Raw genomic sequence first — 17,000 nt, 5'->3', positions numbered from 1 at the left:
CCTTGGGAACCGGCGCCCGCTTGTTCGTTACTGAGTGTCTGGCAAGGCGAAGACGGTCAGCGTGCCGCCCAACTGGGTGTATTCGCCCAGCGCCTTGTGCGCGCCGACGGCGCCCAGCCCTTCCTGTTCGCCGGTCAGACCGGCGGCCAGCCCGATGCCGGCCCAGCCGCCGACACCCGACAGCACGGCGATGTATTGCTTGCCCTTGTGCATGTAGGTGTTGACGTTGCCGATGATGCCGGACGAGGTCTTGAAGTTGTACAGGTCCTTGCCGTCCTTCAGGTCGAACGCCTTCAGATAGCCTTCCAGCGTCCCGTAGAAGCCGATGCCGCCCTTGGTCGACAGGGCACCGCTCCACACCGCGAAGCGCTCGGGCTTCGACCAGACGATCTTGCCGGCGGACGGATCCCAGGCGATGAAGTTGCCCATGCCGCCATGGGAATCAGGCGCCGGATACATGCTGAGCGTCGCACCGACATAGGGCTGGCCGGCGGAATACTCCACCTTGAACGGCTCGTAATCCATGCAGATGTGATTGGTCGGCACATAGATCAGGCCGCTGTCGGGCGAGTAGCTGGCCGGCTGCTGGTCCTTGGAGCCCAGCGCCGCCGGGCAGACGCCGGTGGTGTTGTGATCCTCGCCCTGGGCGAAGGTGCTGTACTTATCGTTCACCTTCGGCCGGCCGGTCTTCATGTCGATCTCGCTCGCCCAGTTGACGGACGGATCGTATTTCTGAGCGACCAGCAGTTCGCCGTTGGTGCGGTCGATGGTATAGGCGAAGCCGTTGCGGTCGAAATTGATCAGCGCCTTGCGCTTGCCCCCGCCGATAGTGACGTCGGCCAGGATGTTCTCGTTGACGCCGTCATAATCCCATTCGTCGAAGGGCGTCTTCTGGAACACCCATTTCGCCTGTCCGGTGTCGGCATCGCGGGCGAAGATGGTCATCGACCATTTGTTGTCGCTCTTGGCCCGGTCCTTGTCGACTGCGCGTTGCGCCGGGTTCCAGGTGCCCGGGTTGCCGGTGCCGTAATAGATCAGGTTCAGTTCGGGATCGTAGGTGTACCAGCCCCAGGTGGTGCCGCCGCCGATCTTCCACTGGTCGGCCGGCCAGGTCTTGATGCCGAGGTCGGGCTCGCCGATCGGCTTGCCGAGCATCATCGTCTTCTGCGGGTCGATCATCACGTCCTTGTCGGGACCGGTCGAATAGGCCCGCCACACCATCTTGCCGGAGTTGATGTCGTAAGCGGTCAGATGGCCACGCACGCCGAACTCGCCGCCGCTGATGCCGACATAGACCTTGTCCTTCACCACCAGCGGGGCGGCGGTCAGCGTCTCGCCCTTGCTGGCGTCGCCGTTCTTGGCCGACCACAGCACCTTGCCGGTTTCGGTGTCCAGCGCCACCAGCGTGTTGTCGGCCTGACCCAGGAACAGCTTGTTGCCGGCGACCGCCACACCGCGGGTGACGGTGTCGCAGCACATCACGGGGATGACGGACGAATCCTGTCTCGGCTCATACTTCCACTTGATGCGGCCGTTGTCGTTGAGATCGAGCGCATAGACGTTGTTGGGGAAGGGCGTCGAGATGTACATCGTGTCGCCCACCACGATGGGACCGCCTTCGTGGCCGCGAAGCACGCCGGTGGAGAATTGCCACACCGGTCGCAGGTTTTTCACGTTGTCGCGGGTGATCTGGTCGAGCGTGCTGTAACGCTGGCCGGCATAATTTCCGAGCTGCAATGCCCAGTTGGACGGGTCCTTCTGGTTTTTCAGAATGTCGTCGTTGGCGAAAACGCCAGTGGGGATGGCGGCGGTGGCCGCCTGGATCGCGGCGGTGACGAGCAGACAGCGCACAAAGGGGTTCATGTGTTTCCTCCCGTTTTTTCGGCGGTCGTCCGTGGTCCCAGAAACTCGTGCGGCGGCAGGCGGCGGCTTCCGTAAAAGGCGATCTTCAGAGAGGGCGTGCTCCCTCGACGATGGACGTATGACGTCGAACTGAGAGACGTCGGGCGGTTCGGTTACCGGCGCTCAGATTTCGAACTGTTTTGGCATCGCAGGCGTGCCGGTCCTAAAAGCCGGGACACGACTGTTGGCGGGGTTCTAAACTGCCCCGCACTCTGTTGGCGATACTGACAATCAGTTTGATCAAATAAAGATAGGCTGTGAAGATTATTTTCCGCTACCGTTCGAAAGTTTTCGAAAGAGGCGGAATAACGGGTAGGGAGAGACCAAAGAGTTAATCCGTAAAATCACGAATGTCGAAGCTGACGCTCCAGATATCAGGCCTGTTCGGCCGGACCACCCCGCCGCGCCCAGAAACCGCGCCCCGGATCGTAGGCCAGAACCGCCGCACCAAGGAACAGGGCGAGACAGCCGGTGACCCACAGCAGCGCGGCGACATCGACTCGGAGATACAGGCTGAAGCGGATCAGTTCCACCGCCTGGGTGAAAGGGTTCCAGGCGGCGATCTGATAGAGCGCCGGGCTGCCCTCCCTGATCCGCCAGAGCGGATAGAGGGCGGAGGAGGCGAAGAACATCGGGAAGATCACGAAGTTCATCACCCCGGCGAAATTCTCCAGCTGCCGGACGAAGGACGACAGCAGCAGGCCGAGCGCCCCCAGCATCAGCCCGCTGAGCAGCAGCGCCGGCAGGGCCGCGAGATAGCCCAGCGGCGGCGGCTCCACCCCCCACAGCCATGCGATGCCGAGAAACACATAGACCTGTGCGATCGACACCGCGACACCCGCCAGCAGCTTGGCGACCAGGAGGTACCAGCGCGGCAGGGGACTGACCAGCAACGTCCGCATGCTGCCCATCTCACGGTCATAGACCATCGACAGCGAGTTCTGCATGCCGTTGAACAGCTGGATCATCGCGACCAGCCCCGGAACCACATACTCGTCGTAGAGGATGTAGGTTTCGTAAGGCGGGATGATCGACACGCCCAGCACGGCCCGGAAGCCGACGGCGAAGATCGCCAGCCAGACCAGCGGCCGGACCAGGGCGGCGAAGAAGCGCTCGCGCTGGTGCAGGAAACGCAGGCCCTCGCGCACGATGATGCTGCGCAGGCAGTACCAGTAGGTTGCGGCGCTCATGGTCGGCGCTCCCCTGTGGTCAGGGCGGCGAAGGCGGCGGTCAGGGCGGCGGTGGCGGTCTCGGCGCAGACCCTCCGCACCGTGCCGGAGGCGCGCAGCCGACCCTGGTGCAGCACGACGACGGAATCCTCGTCGGTCGCCTCGTCCATCAAATGGGTGGCCCACAGGACCGCCAGCCCCTGCTCCCGGCACAGCGCGCGGACATGGGTCAGAATATGGCGGCGCGAATCCGCATCCAGACCGACCGTCGGCTCGTCGAGCAGCAACAGGCTCGGCCGGTGCAGCAGCGCACGGGCGATCTCCACCCGCCTTCGCTGACCTCCGGACAGGGCGCGGACCTTGTCGTCGCCGCGGTCGGCAAGGCCGATGCGCGCCAGTTCGTCCGCTGCACGGGCTTCGCAGTCGGAGGGCGACATTCCATGCAGGCCGCCGTGATAGCGCAGGTTCTGCCGGACGGTGAGATCGAGGTCGAGCGTCGGCTGCTGGAACACCACGCCGATCCGCTCCAATGCGCGGGTCGGCTGGCGCCGCAGGTCGAAGCCGAAGATGCGGATGGCGCCGGTCCGGTTGGAATAGAGCCGGGTGATCAGCGAGAACAGCGTGGTCTTTCCCGCCCCGTTCAGGCCCAGCAGCATGGTGAAGCCGCCGGGCGCCACGGCGAAGGACACGCGATCCAGCGCCACGCGCTTGCCGAAATTGTGGCTCAACTCCTCCACCGCCAGGGCGGGAGGGCCATGGATAGCAGGAATCGGCGGAGGCTCTGCAGGGATCGCGGCTTCGTACATCCTGTCTTCCCCAGGACACACCCTGTTCGATGCCGGAGTCAAATCCGGTGGGCGGCGGTCGCCATGCTTCGGAAGGGTCATTGCAAAGAGAGCGTTCACGCCTGATTGTTGGCATTGCAACCGATTGTTCAAGATGCTTTTCCGAGGGGGTGGAGCTTGGCCCCGACGGCAGTTCCGGAATTCATCGTTGTTGCGCTGTCGGCACGGGCGCTGGCGGCCAGCGCCTGCCGCGGCGGGCATAGCGTCGCCGCCATCGATCTGTTCGCCGATGCGGATACGGCTGCCATGGCCGGCCCCTGTCTGAACCTGCCGTCGCGCCGGCTGCGCATTTCCGCCGGCGCATTGCGGCGGGCGCTGGCCTTGCCCGATTTGCGCGGGCTGCCGCTGGTCTATGGCGCCGGGCTCGAGGAGCAACCCGATCTTCTGGCGGCGCTTGCCCGGGTCCGGCCGGTGATCGGCAACCGGGCGGAAGCGGTGGCGCAGGTGAAGGATCCTCTCGCTTTCGCAGCCCTGCTCGCCCGTCTCGGCATTCCGCATCCGGAGGTCTCGCTGTCGCTGCCAAACGGCGACGGCTGGCTGGTGAAGCGCGCAGGCGCCAGCGGTGGCGGCCACATCCGGCGGGCCTCCACGCGTCTGCCGGCCGGCCATTATGCCCAGCGCCGCATGGACGGGCGTCCGGTGTCCCTGCTGTTCCTGGCCGACGGCCGTCGCATCCTGCCGGTGGGCTTCAGCCGGCAATGGGTGGCGCCGGTACCCAGCCAGCCCTACCGTTACGGCGGGGCGGTCGGCCCGTTGCCGGCTTGCGGAAGGATGGGCGCGGCGATGATCGATGCGGCGGCGACGATCACCGAAGCGGTGGGGCTGGTCGGGCTGAACAGCGCCGATTTCCTGGTTGGGTCTGCCGGATGGTGCCTGCTGGAGATCAACCCGCGGCCGGGAGCGACGCTCGACCTGTTCGACCGTCCGCCGATGCCCAGCCTGTTCGGCCTGCATCTGGCGGCCTGCACCGGGCAACTGCCGGCCGCACTGCCACCGCTTGCCGGCTGCCGCGCCGCCATGATCGTCTACGCCACGGCTCCGGTCCATTTGCCGGAGGGACTGCGCTGGCCGGGCTGGACAGCCGACCGGCCGCAAACGCCTGCGCATGTCCCGACCGGAGCGCCGCTTTGCACCGTGCTCGCCGATGCAGACGGCCTGCTGGAGGCCCGGCGCCTTGCCGGCCGGTACGCCCGGACGCTGTGCCGGCTCTCCACCATGGTGGAGGCGGCATGAGCGGCGCAGTCGCCTTGTTCACCGACGGAGCCGATTGGCATGCGGCACGCCTGGAGCGGGCATTCGCGCGCCGCGGTGTCGAATGCCGGCGCGTTTCGTTGAGCGCCTGCGGCTTCGCCGTCGGACGGACGCTGACCGATCTTCTGCTGCCGGGCTTTGGCGACAGCCTGCCATCCGGTGCATTCGTGAGGGTGATCGGTCAAGGCAGCTTCGAACAGGTGACGCTGCGGTTGGGAGTGCTTCACGCGCTCGACCGGCTGGGCGTCCCCGTCTACAACACCGCCCGGGCCATCGAACGCTGCGTGGACAAGAGCGCCACCAGTTTCCTGCTGGCCCGGTCCGGCCTGCCGACGCCTCCCTCCGTCGCCGTTCAATCCGCCGATATGGCGCGTGCCGTGGTGGAGAACACGCCGGACTGCGTGCTGAAGCCGCTGTTCGGCGCCCAGGGACGCGGCCTGCGCCGCCTGTCCACCCCAGACGATGTGCCGGAGTCCGAGGCGGTGGCCGGCGTCTATTACCTTCAATCCTTCGTACCGCCGCGCCGGGAGGGCGAGTGGCGCGATTGCCGGGTCTTCGTCGTGGGAGGGCATGCGGTGGCCGCCATGATCCGCCATGGCCGCAGTTGGATCACCAATGTGCATCAGGGCGCCCGCTGCGAGGCCATGGCCCCGGACGGCACCGCCGCCGATCTGGCGGTGCGCGCCGCCGCTGCCGTGGGGGCGGATTATGCCGGTGTCGATCTGATCGCCGATCCTGGCGACGGCGACCGCTGGCTGGTGCTGGAGGTCAATTCGATGCCGGCATGGCAGGGCCTTCAATCGGTCAACAAGACCGACATTGCCGATGCGCTGGCCGCCGATTTCCTGGGCCGGGTCGATGCCGTTGCATCGAGGGAACCGCGATGACTGCCCGTCTGCTGCGCCTCTATCCCGGGGCGCCTGAGGACATCGCACTGTCCGGCGCCTATCTTGCCCACCGCCTTCATGAGCAGGGAAGTGCCGGCGCGCCGTTCGTCTATGCCAGCTTCGTCGCCAGCCTGGACGGGCGCATCGCCTTGCGCGACTCCGCCACCGGGGAAAGCCGGCTGCCGGCCGGGCTGGTCAGCGGCAACGATTTCCGGCTGTTCCTCGAACTTCAGGCGCAGGCGGACTGCTTGGTCACCCATGGCGGTTACCTGCGCGACCTTGCGGCGGGGCGATTGGACGACGTTCTGCAAATCGGCACACAGGCGGCCACGCGGGATCTGGCGCAGTGGCGGGTGGACAACGGCCTTTCACCCCAGCCTGCCGTGGTCATCGCAAGCGCCGGCCTGGACTTCCCGATGCCGGTCTCGCCTGCAAGGCATGGTCAGCGCGTGATCGTCGCCACCGGTGCCGAGGCTCCGCCCAAGCGGATTGCGCACTGGCGGCGCGCCGGCTATGAGGTGCTGGTCGCCGGTGCCGGCGCGTCGGTGGAAGGCGGGGCCCTGGTCCGCGAACTCGGCAGCCGGGGGCTGCGCAGCATCTATCTGCTGACGGGGCCGCGGATGCTCGACACCATGCTGCGCGATCGGGTCCTTTCACGGCTTTACCTCACCACTGCGCATCGCCTGCTTGGAGGAGAGAGTTTCCACACCATGCTGTCGGGCCCGGAGTTGGGCAATGCCGGCCGGCTGCGGCTCTGCGCGCTGCACTACGATGTGGGCGCGCCGGACGATGCTGGGCAGTTCTTCGTCCATTTCGAGCCGCTGCCGGCCTGAGTTGAAGACGTGCAAGGATGTTCGAGGAATGGATCGCCTTTGCCGGTTACAAACCGGCGCAGGCGTAGGCGTTGATTTCAGTGCCGACCGAAATCTCGACAATCTTCGGCTTGCGCCAGGTCTTCATGTCCGCATCCTCCGCTGGAATGGGCGATCAGGCAACATTGCCACGGGAGCCCACTAGGAAACTGTACCCGTGAGTCCGCAAGTCGACCATCATCCCAATGGATAGTCTTGAGATAATTCAGGCCATATTTGCTGCGGCGCAGCAAGAATTCTGGGGAATTTGCTTATTGGAATTAGAAAAAATCTATGCGTCACCCGCTGATTTGCCGGAGAGTTCATAATAAATATCTTTTGTTAAAAATATAAATGAAGTTTCCGGCGATGGTTGGAGGTGTCGTTCTCTTCGATTCGCGGGTAAAGAGATGTTTGACGCATGGACGGTATCCGGTCCTATCGCGCTGGCCCGGATGCGGCCGGTGGCGTACCCCATGACGGTGATCCGGACACCGCCATCCGGCAGGACGCCACCGGACCCGGCGTCAGGCGGCGAAGGGATGCTTGGCCGAATCCTTCTGGTTCAGCAGATCCTTGAGGGTCGGATAGCCGGACACCGCGCGCTCGATGGCTTCCTTGGTGGCGCGGTAGTTGTAGTCCTGGATCTTGGCGTTGTCCTTGGCTTCCCAATGGATAAAGACGCCGACGCAGATGAAGATGTTGTCGATCTCATCCTGCGGGATGGTGCCGGCGGCGACACAATCGGCGACCGCCTTGGCGACGCCATGCTGGGCCGGCCCGAACATCTGCACCGCCTGTTCCGCCCCTTTGATCGTCACCTTGTTGAACAGGATGGTGGACGGCTTGCATTGCAGGTTGGGGGCGATGACCGCCAGAAGGCTGGTGAAGCCGTCCTTGTTGTTGGTCAGCGCGTTGCAGAAGGCGGTTTCCGCCGCACTGCCGCGCGGTCCCATGATCAGGTCGATATGGGCGACCTCGTTGCCGTCGCCGACCAAGGATTCGCCCACCAGCACACGATTGATTTTCGGGGATGACCCCTGCCACATGCCCATCGCCGCTTTCTCCCATGCATTTTGAAATCATTGGAGGACCGCCGCATGTCATGCGGAAAACGCCGGTTCGGGCCGCTCCAGCACCATCGATGGCCGGATAGCTGCGGCTATGGCGTCGGTCACGGCCGGCATTATGGCATCTAGTTTGTTTTGCCAACAAACTCTCAAAAGAGGTCCGGAGTAACTTGAAATCGCAACCGCCGCCGTCCCGTTGACCGTATAAGGACCGGGATGGCGCGGCCTTTCGGGCAGCGCTACCCCATCTTCGGGAGGGCGGCGGTTGCTGGTCCGTCAGGAAACCGGAAATGGTCCCGGTTACTGGCTGTCCTGCTTGCCGGTCGATTGTCCCGAGCCGCCCTGGGTGACGGGGGAACCGCCGATCGCGCCCTGCCTTTCCTGTTGGAGCGAGCCGCCCGGAAGCTGTCCGGTCGGGGCGCTGGTGCCGTCGGTGGAACTGCCGGAGCTGCCCTGCGGGACCGGAGCGCCGCCGATGGCGCCCTGGCGCTTGCCGGGCAGGGAGTCGGGCGGCAATTGTCCGGTGGTGCCGGCCGGGGCGTTCTGCGTGCTGGTGCCGGCGGAGCCGTCGGTGGAATTGCCGGTGGCGTTGCCGCCGGATTGCGCCGAAGCCGGCAGCGCGGCAATCGCAAGGCCGGCGGCCAATGCAAGGCCCGTCAAGGGCAGGGTGGTGAAGCGTTTCATCGTGGGTCTCCGGGGATGGTCAATCCTGGCGAGGCGGTCCAGGACCGTCCGGTCCTGCCGCGCGCCGCGTCGGGCCATCGTCGGCGGTTCGCCGACGCACCCGGCCACTCCCATCAACCGGACGATCCGGCAAGGGGTTCCGTCAGCTCACGGCTTGACGACGATGCCCCAGGGCGCGCCGCCGACCGGAATGCTCTTGATCACCTTGTTGCGCTCCAGGTCGATCACCGACAGGTCGTTGCTGATGCCGTTGGTGGTATAGAGCCGCTTCTCGTCGGGGGAGAAGGCGAGGTTCCACACGCGCTGCCCGACCAGGAAATAGCGTTTCACCTCAAGGCTGCCGGTGTCGATTTCGGCGATGCGGTTTGCCGGGCCCAGCGCCACGAAGGCGCGCTTGCCGTCCTTCGTCATCTGGATGCCCACGGCCTGGATAGCCTCGCGCCGGACGCCGGTGACCTCGAACCGGATCTTCTTGATCACCTTGTGGGCTGCCGCGTCGATCACGCTGACCGTGCCGCCGATCTCGCTCGACACCCAGACCTGCTTACCGTCGTCGGTGAAGCGGGCGACGCGCGGCCGGCTGTCCACCAGCACATTGCCGACGACGGCGTGTTTCTCGGTGTCGATGAAGTGCGCCATGTTGGTGGTTTCGGAAGTGTTGACCAGAATCTTGCCGTCGGGGCTGATCCCCATCCCCTCCGGCTCGACGCCGACCTGGATGTTGCCGATGGCCTTGCGTTCGGCGACGTCGATCACCGTCACCATGTTGTCGTTCTCGTTGGCGACGTAGAGTTTCGTCCCGTCGGGCGACAGCACGAACAGTTCCGGGTCGGGACCGGACGGCAATGTGTGGACGATCTTGCCGCTGGCGATGTCCACCACGTCGATGCGGTTGTCGTCGCCGACGCACACGTAAAGCTGCGTCCCGTCGGCGCTCAGCGTGATGCCGCGCGGACGCCGGCCGACCTTGATCTTGTTTTTGATCTGAAGGCTGTCGCCGTCGACCACGGCGATCTGGTTGTCCTTCTCGTTGGACACGAAAATGGTTTCGGCGAGGAGGGGCTCGGCAACCAGGACCGGGCCGGCGAGAAGCAGCAGGGTGCAGGACAGCAGGAATCGCATGGTTTGGTCCGCCTTGTTGGGTCCGCCCTATCGGTTGAGACGGCATTTGCTTTCCGGCGCATCGTCGCCGAGCGTGTCGAGAGGTGTGACCGGGTGCAGGAATCCCTCCTGCGGCGACACCGAGACCAGCATCCGCGGTCCGGCGATCAGGATGGGCTGGCGCATCTGCCCGTCCCAGGCGCGGAAGGACAGCGCCTCGCCCTTGAAGCCCGCCAGCTCGAAATCGGGGCTGTGCAGAAAGCCGGTCAAGCCGTCGAAGCCGGTGGCGCCGGTACGGGCCGCCGCCTCCCCGACGCTGCGCACCGCCAGCCATGCGGCATAGTCGCGTGGCGTCATCCAGCGTCCGGCCAGCTTTTCGAACCGGCTTTGCAGCTGGGTGCCGCCCCACTGTTCGTTCACTCGTGACCAAGCCGTTGCGGTCAGTCCCTGGGTACCGGCGACCGGGCGCGGATACCAGGTGCGTCCGTCGAGATAGTCGCCGAAATCGCCCGCTTCGTCGGCCACGACCAGCACGTCGTAATCCGGCCCCTGGGTGGCGAGCGGGATGTCCGACTGGATGGTGGTGACGCCGGTGTCGGTGCGCCGGTTTCCGGTGTCGAAGGTCCAGGATTTCTCATCGACGATCCGGCCGCCGAAGCGCTTGGCCGCGCGGCGGACGGCCTCGGCATAGAGCGCATCGCCAGGGTCGCGGCCGGTCAGCAGGCTCCACCTCGGCCATTTCTTCCAGGCGAGATACTGTGCCAGCGCATCGGCCAGCATGCGCCGGCTGGGGGCGGTGTGCAGGATGTTGGCGCGGCATTGCTCGTTGCGCAGCGCGTCGTCGCTGGCGCGTGCGTTGAAGAGCACCATTGACTTGGCTTCCGGCCGGTCGGCGGCGGCGAGCAGCGCATCGGCCGGCAGATCGGCGACGACGAAGCGCACCCCCTCGTCGGCCAGCGCCTTCACCCCGGCGGAGATGTCGCCGTCCTGCGGCAGGACCTGCTCCACCAGCCGGTAGCTCTGTTTCAGGAAGACGCCGGTCGTGTTGTTGTCGGCGAGCGCCAGCCGGGCCCCCTGAAGCCCTTCGTCGGTCGCGACCGGCTCCAGGAAGCTGAGCGGGGTGCGCGGATCCTCCTGGCGTGCCAGATAGCCGATCAGCACCACTGTGGCACCGGGGTCCTGCGAACCGTTCCCCTGAGCGGTCGCCGGTGGCGCAAGAGCCAGCAGGCCAAGGAATGGCAGGACGGCGGCAACCAGCCGCCGTGGCTTCGATAAGCGGGATCGTCGCTCAGGCCATTGCCAGAATCTCACCATGCCCTCCCTCCGCAAGGTCGCCGATGAACCGATGGGCGCGGGTGGTGCCCGCGCGCTCGAACCAGCTTCCGGTTCCCTCCAGGGCGCGCCGCAGCAGGTGCAGGAACAGCCAGTCCCGCGTGCCGCCGTCGGCAAAGCCTCCGGGTGCGTCGTCCTGCGCCCTGCCCAGCAGCAGCGTGCCGCGACGCATGCCGAATCCCGGATGCCGACCGCAGCCGCCACCAGCGGCCAGTGTCCCGGCAACCATGAAGCCGCCGGCATAGGCGCCGACCGGCCCGTCGACGACGATGATGCCGCGCCGCATCCGTTCGGCCGCCCGGTCACCGGCATTGCCGCCGACGCTGATCAGCCCGCCGCGCATCCCCAGCGGCAGGCCGGGCAGGGCGCCGCCCAGGGCATCCCCGGCATTGCCGGCGATGCGCAGCAGTCCGCCGCTCATCCCGGCACCGGCGTGGCTTGCGGCGTCGCCCTCCACCAGAATGCGCCCGGACGCCATGCCGGCACCGACCCGGTGCAGGACGGCCTGTCCCGGCCGGATCAGCAGCCCCTCGGCCGCATCGCCTGCCGACACCTCGAACATTCCGCCGACGGTCGCCACACCATCGCCACAGGGCAGCGGCAGTCCGGCGACCTCGTCGGCCGTTAGGCCGGCCAGCCGTTCGGGCAGCAGGGCGGACATGTCCACCGCCGTTCCGGCATCGCCGCGGAAGGTCAGGGTCATGCCGCTCATTTCATCCCCTCGCCCATCACCTCATGGAGGTGGAAATGGTGCGGCCCCAACTTGCCGCCGTAATTCCCGGCGGTGATCGCCAGCACGCCGGCCGCCGTCCCACCGGTCGCGGCGGCGGCGATGCCGGCCCGCATCCCGGCGCGGATCGCCGCTTCGTCGATGCCGTCCAGCACCAGTTCCAGCACCGCTTCGACGTTCGGGGCCAGCAGCGTCTCCGGTTCGACCGCCCGCAAGGTCGGGCAGAATCGCGTGTTGGTGGAGGCGATCAGCGCCTTGTATTTGGACCCCACCTTGGACCCCGACCGCACCACCCCGCCGGGGAAGGGCAGGATGACTCCGGGCAAGGGCCGGATCGCCGCGACCGCCGCCTCCGCCGCGGCAAGGCACTGGCGGTGGCTGGCGGCCAGGATCAGGAAATTGCCGCCGCCGATGCCCTTGGCCACGGCGACGCTGTCCTCGCAGACGAACTCGCCATCCATCACCGGCAGGCGCCAGAAGCGGCGGTCGCCGAATTTCTTGGAAATCTGGTGCCCGTCGCCGAAATAGCGCAAGCCCCCGCCGAGCGGGATGCGCTTGGTCCCGTGGAGAAGCCCGGCATAGCAGGCCGACCCCGGCGAGGTCATGATGCACTGCCCGACCCGGTTGACCACCAGCTTGGCGAGGTCGCCGGTGGACATGCCGAAGATCATCACCGCGGCACCGGGCCGGCTGTCCGGCGTTTCCTCCGGCGTCAGCAGCCGTTCCACCGCTGCCTCGCAACCGCAGCCGATGACCGAGGTGGCGAAACCGGTCAAGCTGGATGTCGCCGCCTCCACCCAGGCGGGCGTGTCGGCGGTGATGACCAGCCGTGTGTAGGTCATCGGAAACGCCTCGGCAAAGGTGTCCTCGATGCGTACGCCGTTGATCTGCATTTCCGCCATCACGGCACCTCCCGCCGCCGGCAGGGATGGAGCTGCGGACCGGCGCCATGGCGGATCTCCGCGTCCTGGATGCGGAAATGTTTGATCGGCAGGCCGAGCCGCTCGTCGAAATGGCGGGCGATGCGGCGCTCGATCAAATCGTCGAAGCCTGGACGGACGACATGGGTGCAGCCCTGCGCCATCGCCACCAGCACGCCGTCGCGCACCACCAGCCGTCCGCTCTTGAAGACCAGATCGGGCCGTTCGAACATGGCGCGGCGGTCCGGCAAATCGCTGTAGACGGTGACGTCGGCCGAAGCACCGGGCGCCAGGTGGCCGCGGTCGGCAAGCCCCAGGATGCGGGCCGGCGCCGCGCGGGTCATGATGGCGATCTCGGCCAGGGTGTATTCGCGGGTGATGGAGCCCAACGTGGTGTGGGCCGGCGCGTCGGGATGGATTTCGGCCAGCCTCGCCAGCCGGTAATCTCGGTCCATCAGCAGTCGGATCAGCTCCGGATAGAAGGTGAAGGGCGCGCCGTTGGGGTGGTCGGTGGTCAGGAACACCCGCCAGGGATCGTCGAGCAGCAGGAAAAGCTCCAGCCCGATTGCCCATTGCAGCGCGTTGACATAGGACTTGTCGCGGTAGCGGAAGGGAACCACGCCGCATCCCGCATCGCATTCGATGTCCATCGCCAGCCATTTGCGGGGGTGGGCAAGCGGTGCCATGTGGCGCTGCGCCATGGTGTCGGCCGATGCCGTCACCGTCTGCCCGAACATCACCTGCCCGATGTCCACCGACAGGGTCGGCGTCCGGTTCACCGCCTCCGCCAGCGCTGCGGCACCGGAAGAGAATTTGCGGTCTCCCGCCGTGTCGTAGCTGTGGAACTGGATGTGCGTCATGTGCATCGGCAGTCCCGACGCCGCCTGGATGGTGTCGAGCGTCGTCGCGACGTTGCCGGGAACCCCCAGATTGCAGCCATGGACATGCAGCGGGTGGGGCAGCCCCAATTCGTAGACCGCACGGGCCAGCACCGTCAGGACGCTGCGCGGCGTGACGCCGTAATGCGGCCCGGCCTCGTCCAGGTCGAGCGAGCGGGCGTTGAACTTGAAGGCGTTGATGCCGCCGGGATTGACCACCTTGACGGCAAGGCTCTGGGTCGCTGTCAGCATCCAGGCGACATAATCGTTGACCGCCGCCTGCCCGGCGTTTGTGGCGATCAGGTCCAGCAGGAAATCGTCGTTTCCCAGCACCAGATAGCCGCCGGTGTCGATATAAGGGATGTCGCTCATCTCCAGATGCGCATGCCGGGCGTTGGAGCCCAGCATCGCCGGCTCGAAGGCGGCGGTGAATCCCATCTCGATATAGCGGGCGCCGGTGGTGTGGGTGGACGGCGTGGCGATGCCGCTGCCTCCCCCGATCCTGTCGCAGCCGCAGGCATGACCGGCGAAGCGGTGTCTTTCGTGCTCCTCCCCCATCAGCAGGCGGGCGAGGTTCACCTTGCCGCCGGCGATGTGGCTGTGGATGTCGATGGCCCCGGCCATCACCACCTTGCCGGTCACGTCATGCACCGCGTCCGGCGTGGCGCCCGGCCCCGGATCGGCGGCGATGCGGTCGTCGCGCAGCCATAGGTCGGCGACCTCGCCATGCCGCCCGTTGGCAGGGTCGAACACCCGCCCGCCGGCAAGCTTCGTCAGCATCCGGCGGCCTCCCTGGTTTTGGCGTTTTGGCCGAGCGCCGCCAGCATCCGGCCGATCACGCCGGCGACGCTCGGCAGACCCCTGTCGATCAGGGAGCCGGCATGGAGAGCGACAACGCTGTCAGCGCGGAACACGTCGCCGGGATGGTCGATGCCCGGGGTGCCCACCGGAATGAACAGCGCCGGCTCCGGCGCAACAATCGTCTCCGGCGGCGCCAACATGATGACTTTGCCGCCGGTGGCGAGGGGCGGTGCATCCGGACGGAAGGCGGATATCCACAGCGTCACGTCGGCGTCGCGCAGGCGCGTGCGCCAGTCGAAGCGTTCCGGATCGTGCAGCGGTCCGCCGCCATCGAAACCGGTGCGCAAGGGAAAGCCGGTGCGCCAGCCGCAGGCCTGATTGGCGCCGATCAGGTTGTCGGCCCCGGACAAGGGAAGGCCGGCGCAGCGGGTGGTGCCGTCCACCGTACGGATCAGCCGCACCAGCCCCTCGACGATCAGGTCCGGCTGCGGCCCCTCGAACAGTCCCGCCGCCCAGACCACCACCGCATAGCGGGCGGAACGCAACCGGGTCGCCAAGGCCGCCATCGGATCGCCCGCCGCCAAACGTCCGGCCAATGCTGTCCTCAGCCGGCCGACCTGCATCGCCAGATCGGTCTCAGCGCCGGTATCCAGGCCACTTGTTTCGATCCTGGCGCCAAGGCACCGCACGGTTTCCGGCAGCGGTGCCCCGCCCAGGAAGACGACGCTCCGGCCATTGCCGGCAACGAAGGCCGGTTCCGGGACCACCCAGCGCTCCCACAGGCGTGGAAAGGCCGCGGCCGGGTCCGGACCCACGACCAGGACGAGGTCGCAGCGGTTGCGTAGCTCCGCCAGCGTGGTCACCGACCAGCCGAAGCGGCGCAGGACCGCCAGATTGCGGAACAGGGCATCCGACCGCTCATGATCCACGGTCGCGCCGATGCGTTCGGCGAGGCTGAGCGCGGCGAGCACGCCCTCCACATCGGCCGCCAGTCCGGCGATCAGCGGTGCGCGGCTGGCCTCCAGCAGCCGGACCGCCTCGGCGATGGCATCGTCCATGGAAATGGCGGCTCCGCCCAGACGGGCATCCGTCGGCACCGCCATGGGGCGTCGGAACAGCCGGTCGGCCTGCAGGCAGCCGCTCGGCCGTGGAGCGATGCCGGACTGGTCCCGGTCGATCCCGATGTCGCCGCAGCCGAGCCCGCAGAACGGACAGAGAGTGTCGGGGTGGAAGGTCATGGCCCCCCAATCGCCTGAGTGGGAAGAACGAAGTCAGACCGAAGAATTCAAGCCGAATTCAAGGACGCTGGCGATCTTCGCCACGTTCCGCCCAAGCATCGGTCCCAACGTTGAGAGTCCGATTCTTGGGCATGGTCGGTCCCCGACAGGCAAAGCATCCGCTTCATGCCCGGTTTCCTCCCTGGATATGTCTTGCCCCGTTCGGGCTACCGCGCGTGGATACTCGTTCGCGCTACGGACAATTTTGTTCGTAACGCTAACATTGTGCGATGACCCGCGCAAAGGGAATGCAGATGAGCCACCAGCGCAATCGGATAGGGGAGGTGTGGGTCCGTGCGCCTGCGCGCCTGCATGCCGGCTTCGTCGATCTGAACGGTGGGCTGGGGCGCCGCTTCGGCAGTCTCGGCATCGCCATCGACCGCCCGGCCATCGCCCTGCGTGTCCGGCCCGCCGACCGGCTGACCGTCAGCGGTCCATCGGCCGAGCGTGTCCGCCGCAGCATCGAACGGCTTGGGCGCGAAGCCGGATTGCCCGACGCCGTCACGGTGACGGTGGAGGAGGCGATCCCGCCCCATGTCGGGCTGGGCTCCGGCACCCAGACGGACCTCGCCGTCGCCGCGGCGCTGGTTTGCTTGGAGGGGCGCGGCACGGCTGCCCGCGATCTGGCCCGCGCGCTGGAGCGGGGGGCCCGGTCCGGCATCGGGCTGGCGGCCTTCGAGCAGGGCGGGGTGCTGCTGGACGGCGGGCGGGGCGGGCTCGACGCCGCGCCGCCGGTGATCGCGCGGGCGCCGTTTCCGGAGGAGTGGCGCATCCTGCTCCTGCTCCATCGCGGCGGCCACGGCCTGCACGGTGCGCCGGAGGCCGAGGCATTCCGCCGGTTGCCGCCCTTTCCGCCCGACGCTGCGGCGCATCTGTGCCGGCTGATGCTGATGGTCGCCCTGCCGGCGCTGGCCGAGGGCGATGTCGACCGGTTCGGACAGGCCATCGGCGAGCTTCAGCGCACGGTCGGCGACCATTTCGCGCCCGCCCAGGGCGGCCGCTTCACCAGCCCCCTGGTGGCCGAGGCGCTGGCCTGGCTGGAGGCGCAGGGGATCGCCGGGGTCGGCCAGAGCAGCTGGGGACCGACCGGATTCGCCGTCATCGGCGATGCCCGACAGGCGGAGCGGCTGGCCGGCGAGATGCGCACGTGCTGGACCGGTTCACCGCTGGAGGTGATGGTCTGCCGTGGGCGGAATGTCGGTGCGACGGTGCGGAACCTGTCCGCCGAGGCGGACTTCACGCCCGCGATACGGCGGGTAGCCGGAGAGTGATCCGGAAGATTGACCCGGGAGACTGACCGGA

The 17,000-nt window shown here is 67.1% G+C and carries 16 protein-coding genes; 4 read left to right on the top strand and 12 right to left on the bottom strand.

The genetic code is table 11. The annotated features are described in order from the left end of the window. Positions 1–27: 27 nt before the first annotated feature. From ABNQ40_RS03785 to ABNQ40_RS03775, 3 genes are all read right to left on the bottom strand, one after another. On the bottom strand, positions 28–1,863 hold the full coding sequence (locus ABNQ40_RS03785) for a methanol/ethanol family PQQ-dependent dehydrogenase (RefSeq protein WP_109047345.1): 1,836 nt from the start codon (positions 1,861–1,863) through the stop codon (positions 28–30). A 413-nt stretch (positions 1,864–2,276) separates the two neighbouring features. Next, positions 2,277–3,092 (bottom strand): ABC transporter permease, encoded by an 816-nt coding sequence (locus ABNQ40_RS03780; protein ID WP_109047346.1) that lies wholly within the window; start codon positions 3,090–3,092, stop codon positions 2,277–2,279. Further along, the gene (locus ABNQ40_RS03775; protein WP_109047347.1) at positions 3,089–3,877 is read right to left on the bottom strand and encodes an ABC transporter ATP-binding protein; all 789 of its coding nucleotides are present in this window, start codon (positions 3,875–3,877) and stop codon (positions 3,089–3,091) included. Before ABNQ40_RS03775 ends, ABNQ40_RS03780 begins: the two co-directional genes overlap by 4 nt. A gap of 156 nt (positions 3,878–4,033) precedes the next feature. Here ABNQ40_RS03775 and ABNQ40_RS03770 point away from each other — a divergent pair, with 156 nt between their 5' ends. From ABNQ40_RS03770 to ABNQ40_RS03760, 3 genes are read left to right on the top strand one after another with little or no spacing between them, the layout of a single operon-like run. Beyond that, positions 4,034–5,149: an ATP-grasp domain-containing protein gene (locus tag ABNQ40_RS03770; protein ID WP_247879471.1), complete on the top strand. Its 1,116-nt coding sequence runs from the start codon at positions 4,034–4,036 to the stop codon at positions 5,147–5,149. Further along, on the top strand, positions 5,146–6,054 hold the full coding sequence (locus tag ABNQ40_RS03765; protein WP_109047348.1) for a RimK family alpha-L-glutamate ligase: 909 nt from the start codon (positions 5,146–5,148) through the stop codon (positions 6,052–6,054). Before ABNQ40_RS03770 ends, ABNQ40_RS03765 begins: the two co-directional genes overlap by 4 nt. Further along, positions 6,051–6,887, top strand: coding sequence for a dihydrofolate reductase family protein (locus ABNQ40_RS03760; protein ID WP_109047349.1), 837 nt, complete (start codon positions 6,051–6,053; stop codon positions 6,885–6,887). Before ABNQ40_RS03765 ends, ABNQ40_RS03760 begins: the two co-directional genes overlap by 4 nt. 46 nt (positions 6,888–6,933) lie before the next feature. On the opposite strand, the gene pqqA is transcribed toward ABNQ40_RS03760, so the two are convergent. The 9 genes from pqqA to ABNQ40_RS03715 form a co-directional block, all read right to left on the bottom strand. Next, on the bottom strand, positions 6,934–7,014 hold the full coding sequence (gene pqqA / locus ABNQ40_RS03755) for a pyrroloquinoline quinone precursor peptide PqqA (protein WP_098736899.1): 81 nt from the start codon (positions 7,012–7,014) through the stop codon (positions 6,934–6,936). 418 nt (positions 7,015–7,432) lie between these two features. Then, positions 7,433–7,960 carry a formaldehyde-activating enzyme gene (fae, locus tag ABNQ40_RS03750; RefSeq protein ID WP_280177216.1) on the bottom strand — a complete coding sequence of 176 codons (528 nt, stop codon included), beginning with the start codon at positions 7,958–7,960 and terminating at the stop codon, positions 7,433–7,435. 315 nt (positions 7,961–8,275) lie between these two features. Next, positions 8,276–8,659, bottom strand: a complete 384-nt coding sequence (locus ABNQ40_RS03745; RefSeq protein WP_109047350.1) for a hypothetical protein — start codon at positions 8,657–8,659, stop codon at positions 8,276–8,278. A gap of 147 nt (positions 8,660–8,806) precedes the next feature. Beyond that, positions 8,807–9,781 (bottom strand): PQQ-dependent catabolism-associated beta-propeller protein, encoded by a 975-nt coding sequence (locus ABNQ40_RS03740; RefSeq protein WP_109047351.1) that lies wholly within the window; start codon positions 9,779–9,781, stop codon positions 8,807–8,809. Between the two features lie 27 nt (positions 9,782–9,808). After that, the gene (locus ABNQ40_RS03735; RefSeq protein ID WP_247879472.1) at positions 9,809–10,921 is read right to left on the bottom strand and encodes an ABC transporter substrate-binding protein; all 1,113 of its coding nucleotides are present in this window, start codon (positions 10,919–10,921) and stop codon (positions 9,809–9,811) included. Between the two features lie 127 nt (positions 10,922–11,048). Beyond that, on the bottom strand, positions 11,049–11,804 hold the full coding sequence (locus tag ABNQ40_RS03730; protein ID WP_109047353.1) for a formylmethanofuran dehydrogenase subunit C: 756 nt from the start codon (positions 11,802–11,804) through the stop codon (positions 11,049–11,051). After that, positions 11,801–12,724 carry a formylmethanofuran--tetrahydromethanopterin N-formyltransferase gene (fhcD, locus tag ABNQ40_RS03725; RefSeq protein WP_199235210.1) on the bottom strand — a complete coding sequence of 308 codons (924 nt, stop codon included), beginning with the start codon at positions 12,722–12,724 and terminating at the stop codon, positions 11,801–11,803. Before fhcD ends, ABNQ40_RS03730 begins: the two co-directional genes overlap by 4 nt. After that, complete coding sequence (locus tag ABNQ40_RS03720) at positions 12,724–14,400, bottom strand: formylmethanofuran dehydrogenase subunit A (protein WP_109047354.1); 1,677 nt, start codon at positions 14,398–14,400, stop codon at positions 12,724–12,726. Before ABNQ40_RS03720 ends, fhcD begins: the two co-directional genes overlap by 1 nt. Continuing rightward, positions 14,394–15,659 carry a formylmethanofuran dehydrogenase gene (locus ABNQ40_RS03715; RefSeq protein WP_109047355.1) on the bottom strand — a complete coding sequence of 422 codons (1,266 nt, stop codon included), beginning with the start codon at positions 15,657–15,659 and terminating at the stop codon, positions 14,394–14,396. The genes ABNQ40_RS03720 and ABNQ40_RS03715 overlap by 7 nt, the downstream gene beginning before the upstream one ends. 293 nt (positions 15,660–15,952) lie before the next feature. Here ABNQ40_RS03715 and ABNQ40_RS03710 point away from each other — a divergent pair, with 293 nt between their 5' ends. After that, entirely contained in the window at positions 15,953–16,969 is a 1,017-nt protein-coding gene (locus ABNQ40_RS03710; RefSeq protein WP_109490641.1) for a beta-ribofuranosylaminobenzene 5'-phosphate synthase family protein, read from the top strand. Positions 16,970–17,000: the final 31 nt, after the last annotated feature.

Source organism: Azospirillum sp. A23 (assembly GCF_042938965.1).
In the GTDB taxonomy this organism is placed as follows: Bacteria; Pseudomonadota; Alphaproteobacteria; order Azospirillales; family Azospirillaceae; genus Azospirillum; species Azospirillum melinis.
This window is presented reverse-complemented; position numbering and strand designations above follow the sequence as displayed.

Bases quoted from the DNA above. Each gene is read 5' to 3' on its own strand.
- ABNQ40_RS03785 (WP_109047345.1), bottom strand. From the start codon at position 1,863: ATGAACCCCTTTGTGCGCTGTCTGCTCGTCACCGCCGCGATCCAGGCG.
- ABNQ40_RS03780 (WP_109047346.1), bottom strand. From the start codon at position 3,092: ATGAGCGCCGCAACCTACTGGTACTGCCTGCGCAGCATCATCGTGCGC.
- ABNQ40_RS03775 (WP_109047347.1), bottom strand. From the start codon at position 3,877: ATGTACGAAGCCGCGATCCCTGCAGAGCCTCCGCCGATTCCTGCTATC.
- ABNQ40_RS03765 (WP_109047348.1), top strand. From the start codon at position 5,146: ATGAGCGGCGCAGTCGCCTTGTTCACCGACGGAGCCGATTGGCATGCG.
- ABNQ40_RS03760 (WP_109047349.1), top strand. From the start codon at position 6,051: ATGACTGCCCGTCTGCTGCGCCTCTATCCCGGGGCGCCTGAGGACATC.
- pqqA (WP_098736899.1), bottom strand. From the start codon at position 7,014: ATGAAGACCTGGCGCAAGCCGAAGATTGTCGAGATTTCGGTCGGCACT.
- fae (WP_280177216.1), bottom strand. From the start codon at position 7,960: ATGGGCATGTGGCAGGGGTCATCCCCGAAAATCAATCGTGTGCTGGTG.
- ABNQ40_RS03745 (WP_109047350.1), bottom strand. From the start codon at position 8,659: ATGAAACGCTTCACCACCCTGCCCTTGACGGGCCTTGCATTGGCCGCC.
- ABNQ40_RS03740 (WP_109047351.1), bottom strand. From the start codon at position 9,781: ATGCGATTCCTGCTGTCCTGCACCCTGCTGCTTCTCGCCGGCCCGGTC.
- ABNQ40_RS03730 (WP_109047353.1), bottom strand. From the start codon at position 11,804: ATGAGCGGCATGACCCTGACCTTCCGCGGCGATGCCGGAACGGCGGTG.
- fhcD (WP_199235210.1), bottom strand. From the start codon at position 12,724: ATGGCGGAAATGCAGATCAACGGCGTACGCATCGAGGACACCTTTGCC.
- ABNQ40_RS03720 (WP_109047354.1), bottom strand. From the start codon at position 14,400: ATGCTGACGAAGCTTGCCGGCGGGCGGGTGTTCGACCCTGCCAACGGG.
- ABNQ40_RS03715 (WP_109047355.1), bottom strand. From the start codon at position 15,659: ATGACCTTCCACCCCGACACTCTCTGTCCGTTCTGCGGGCTCGGCTGC.
- ABNQ40_RS03710 (WP_109490641.1), top strand. From the start codon at position 15,953: ATGAGCCACCAGCGCAATCGGATAGGGGAGGTGTGGGTCCGTGCGCCT.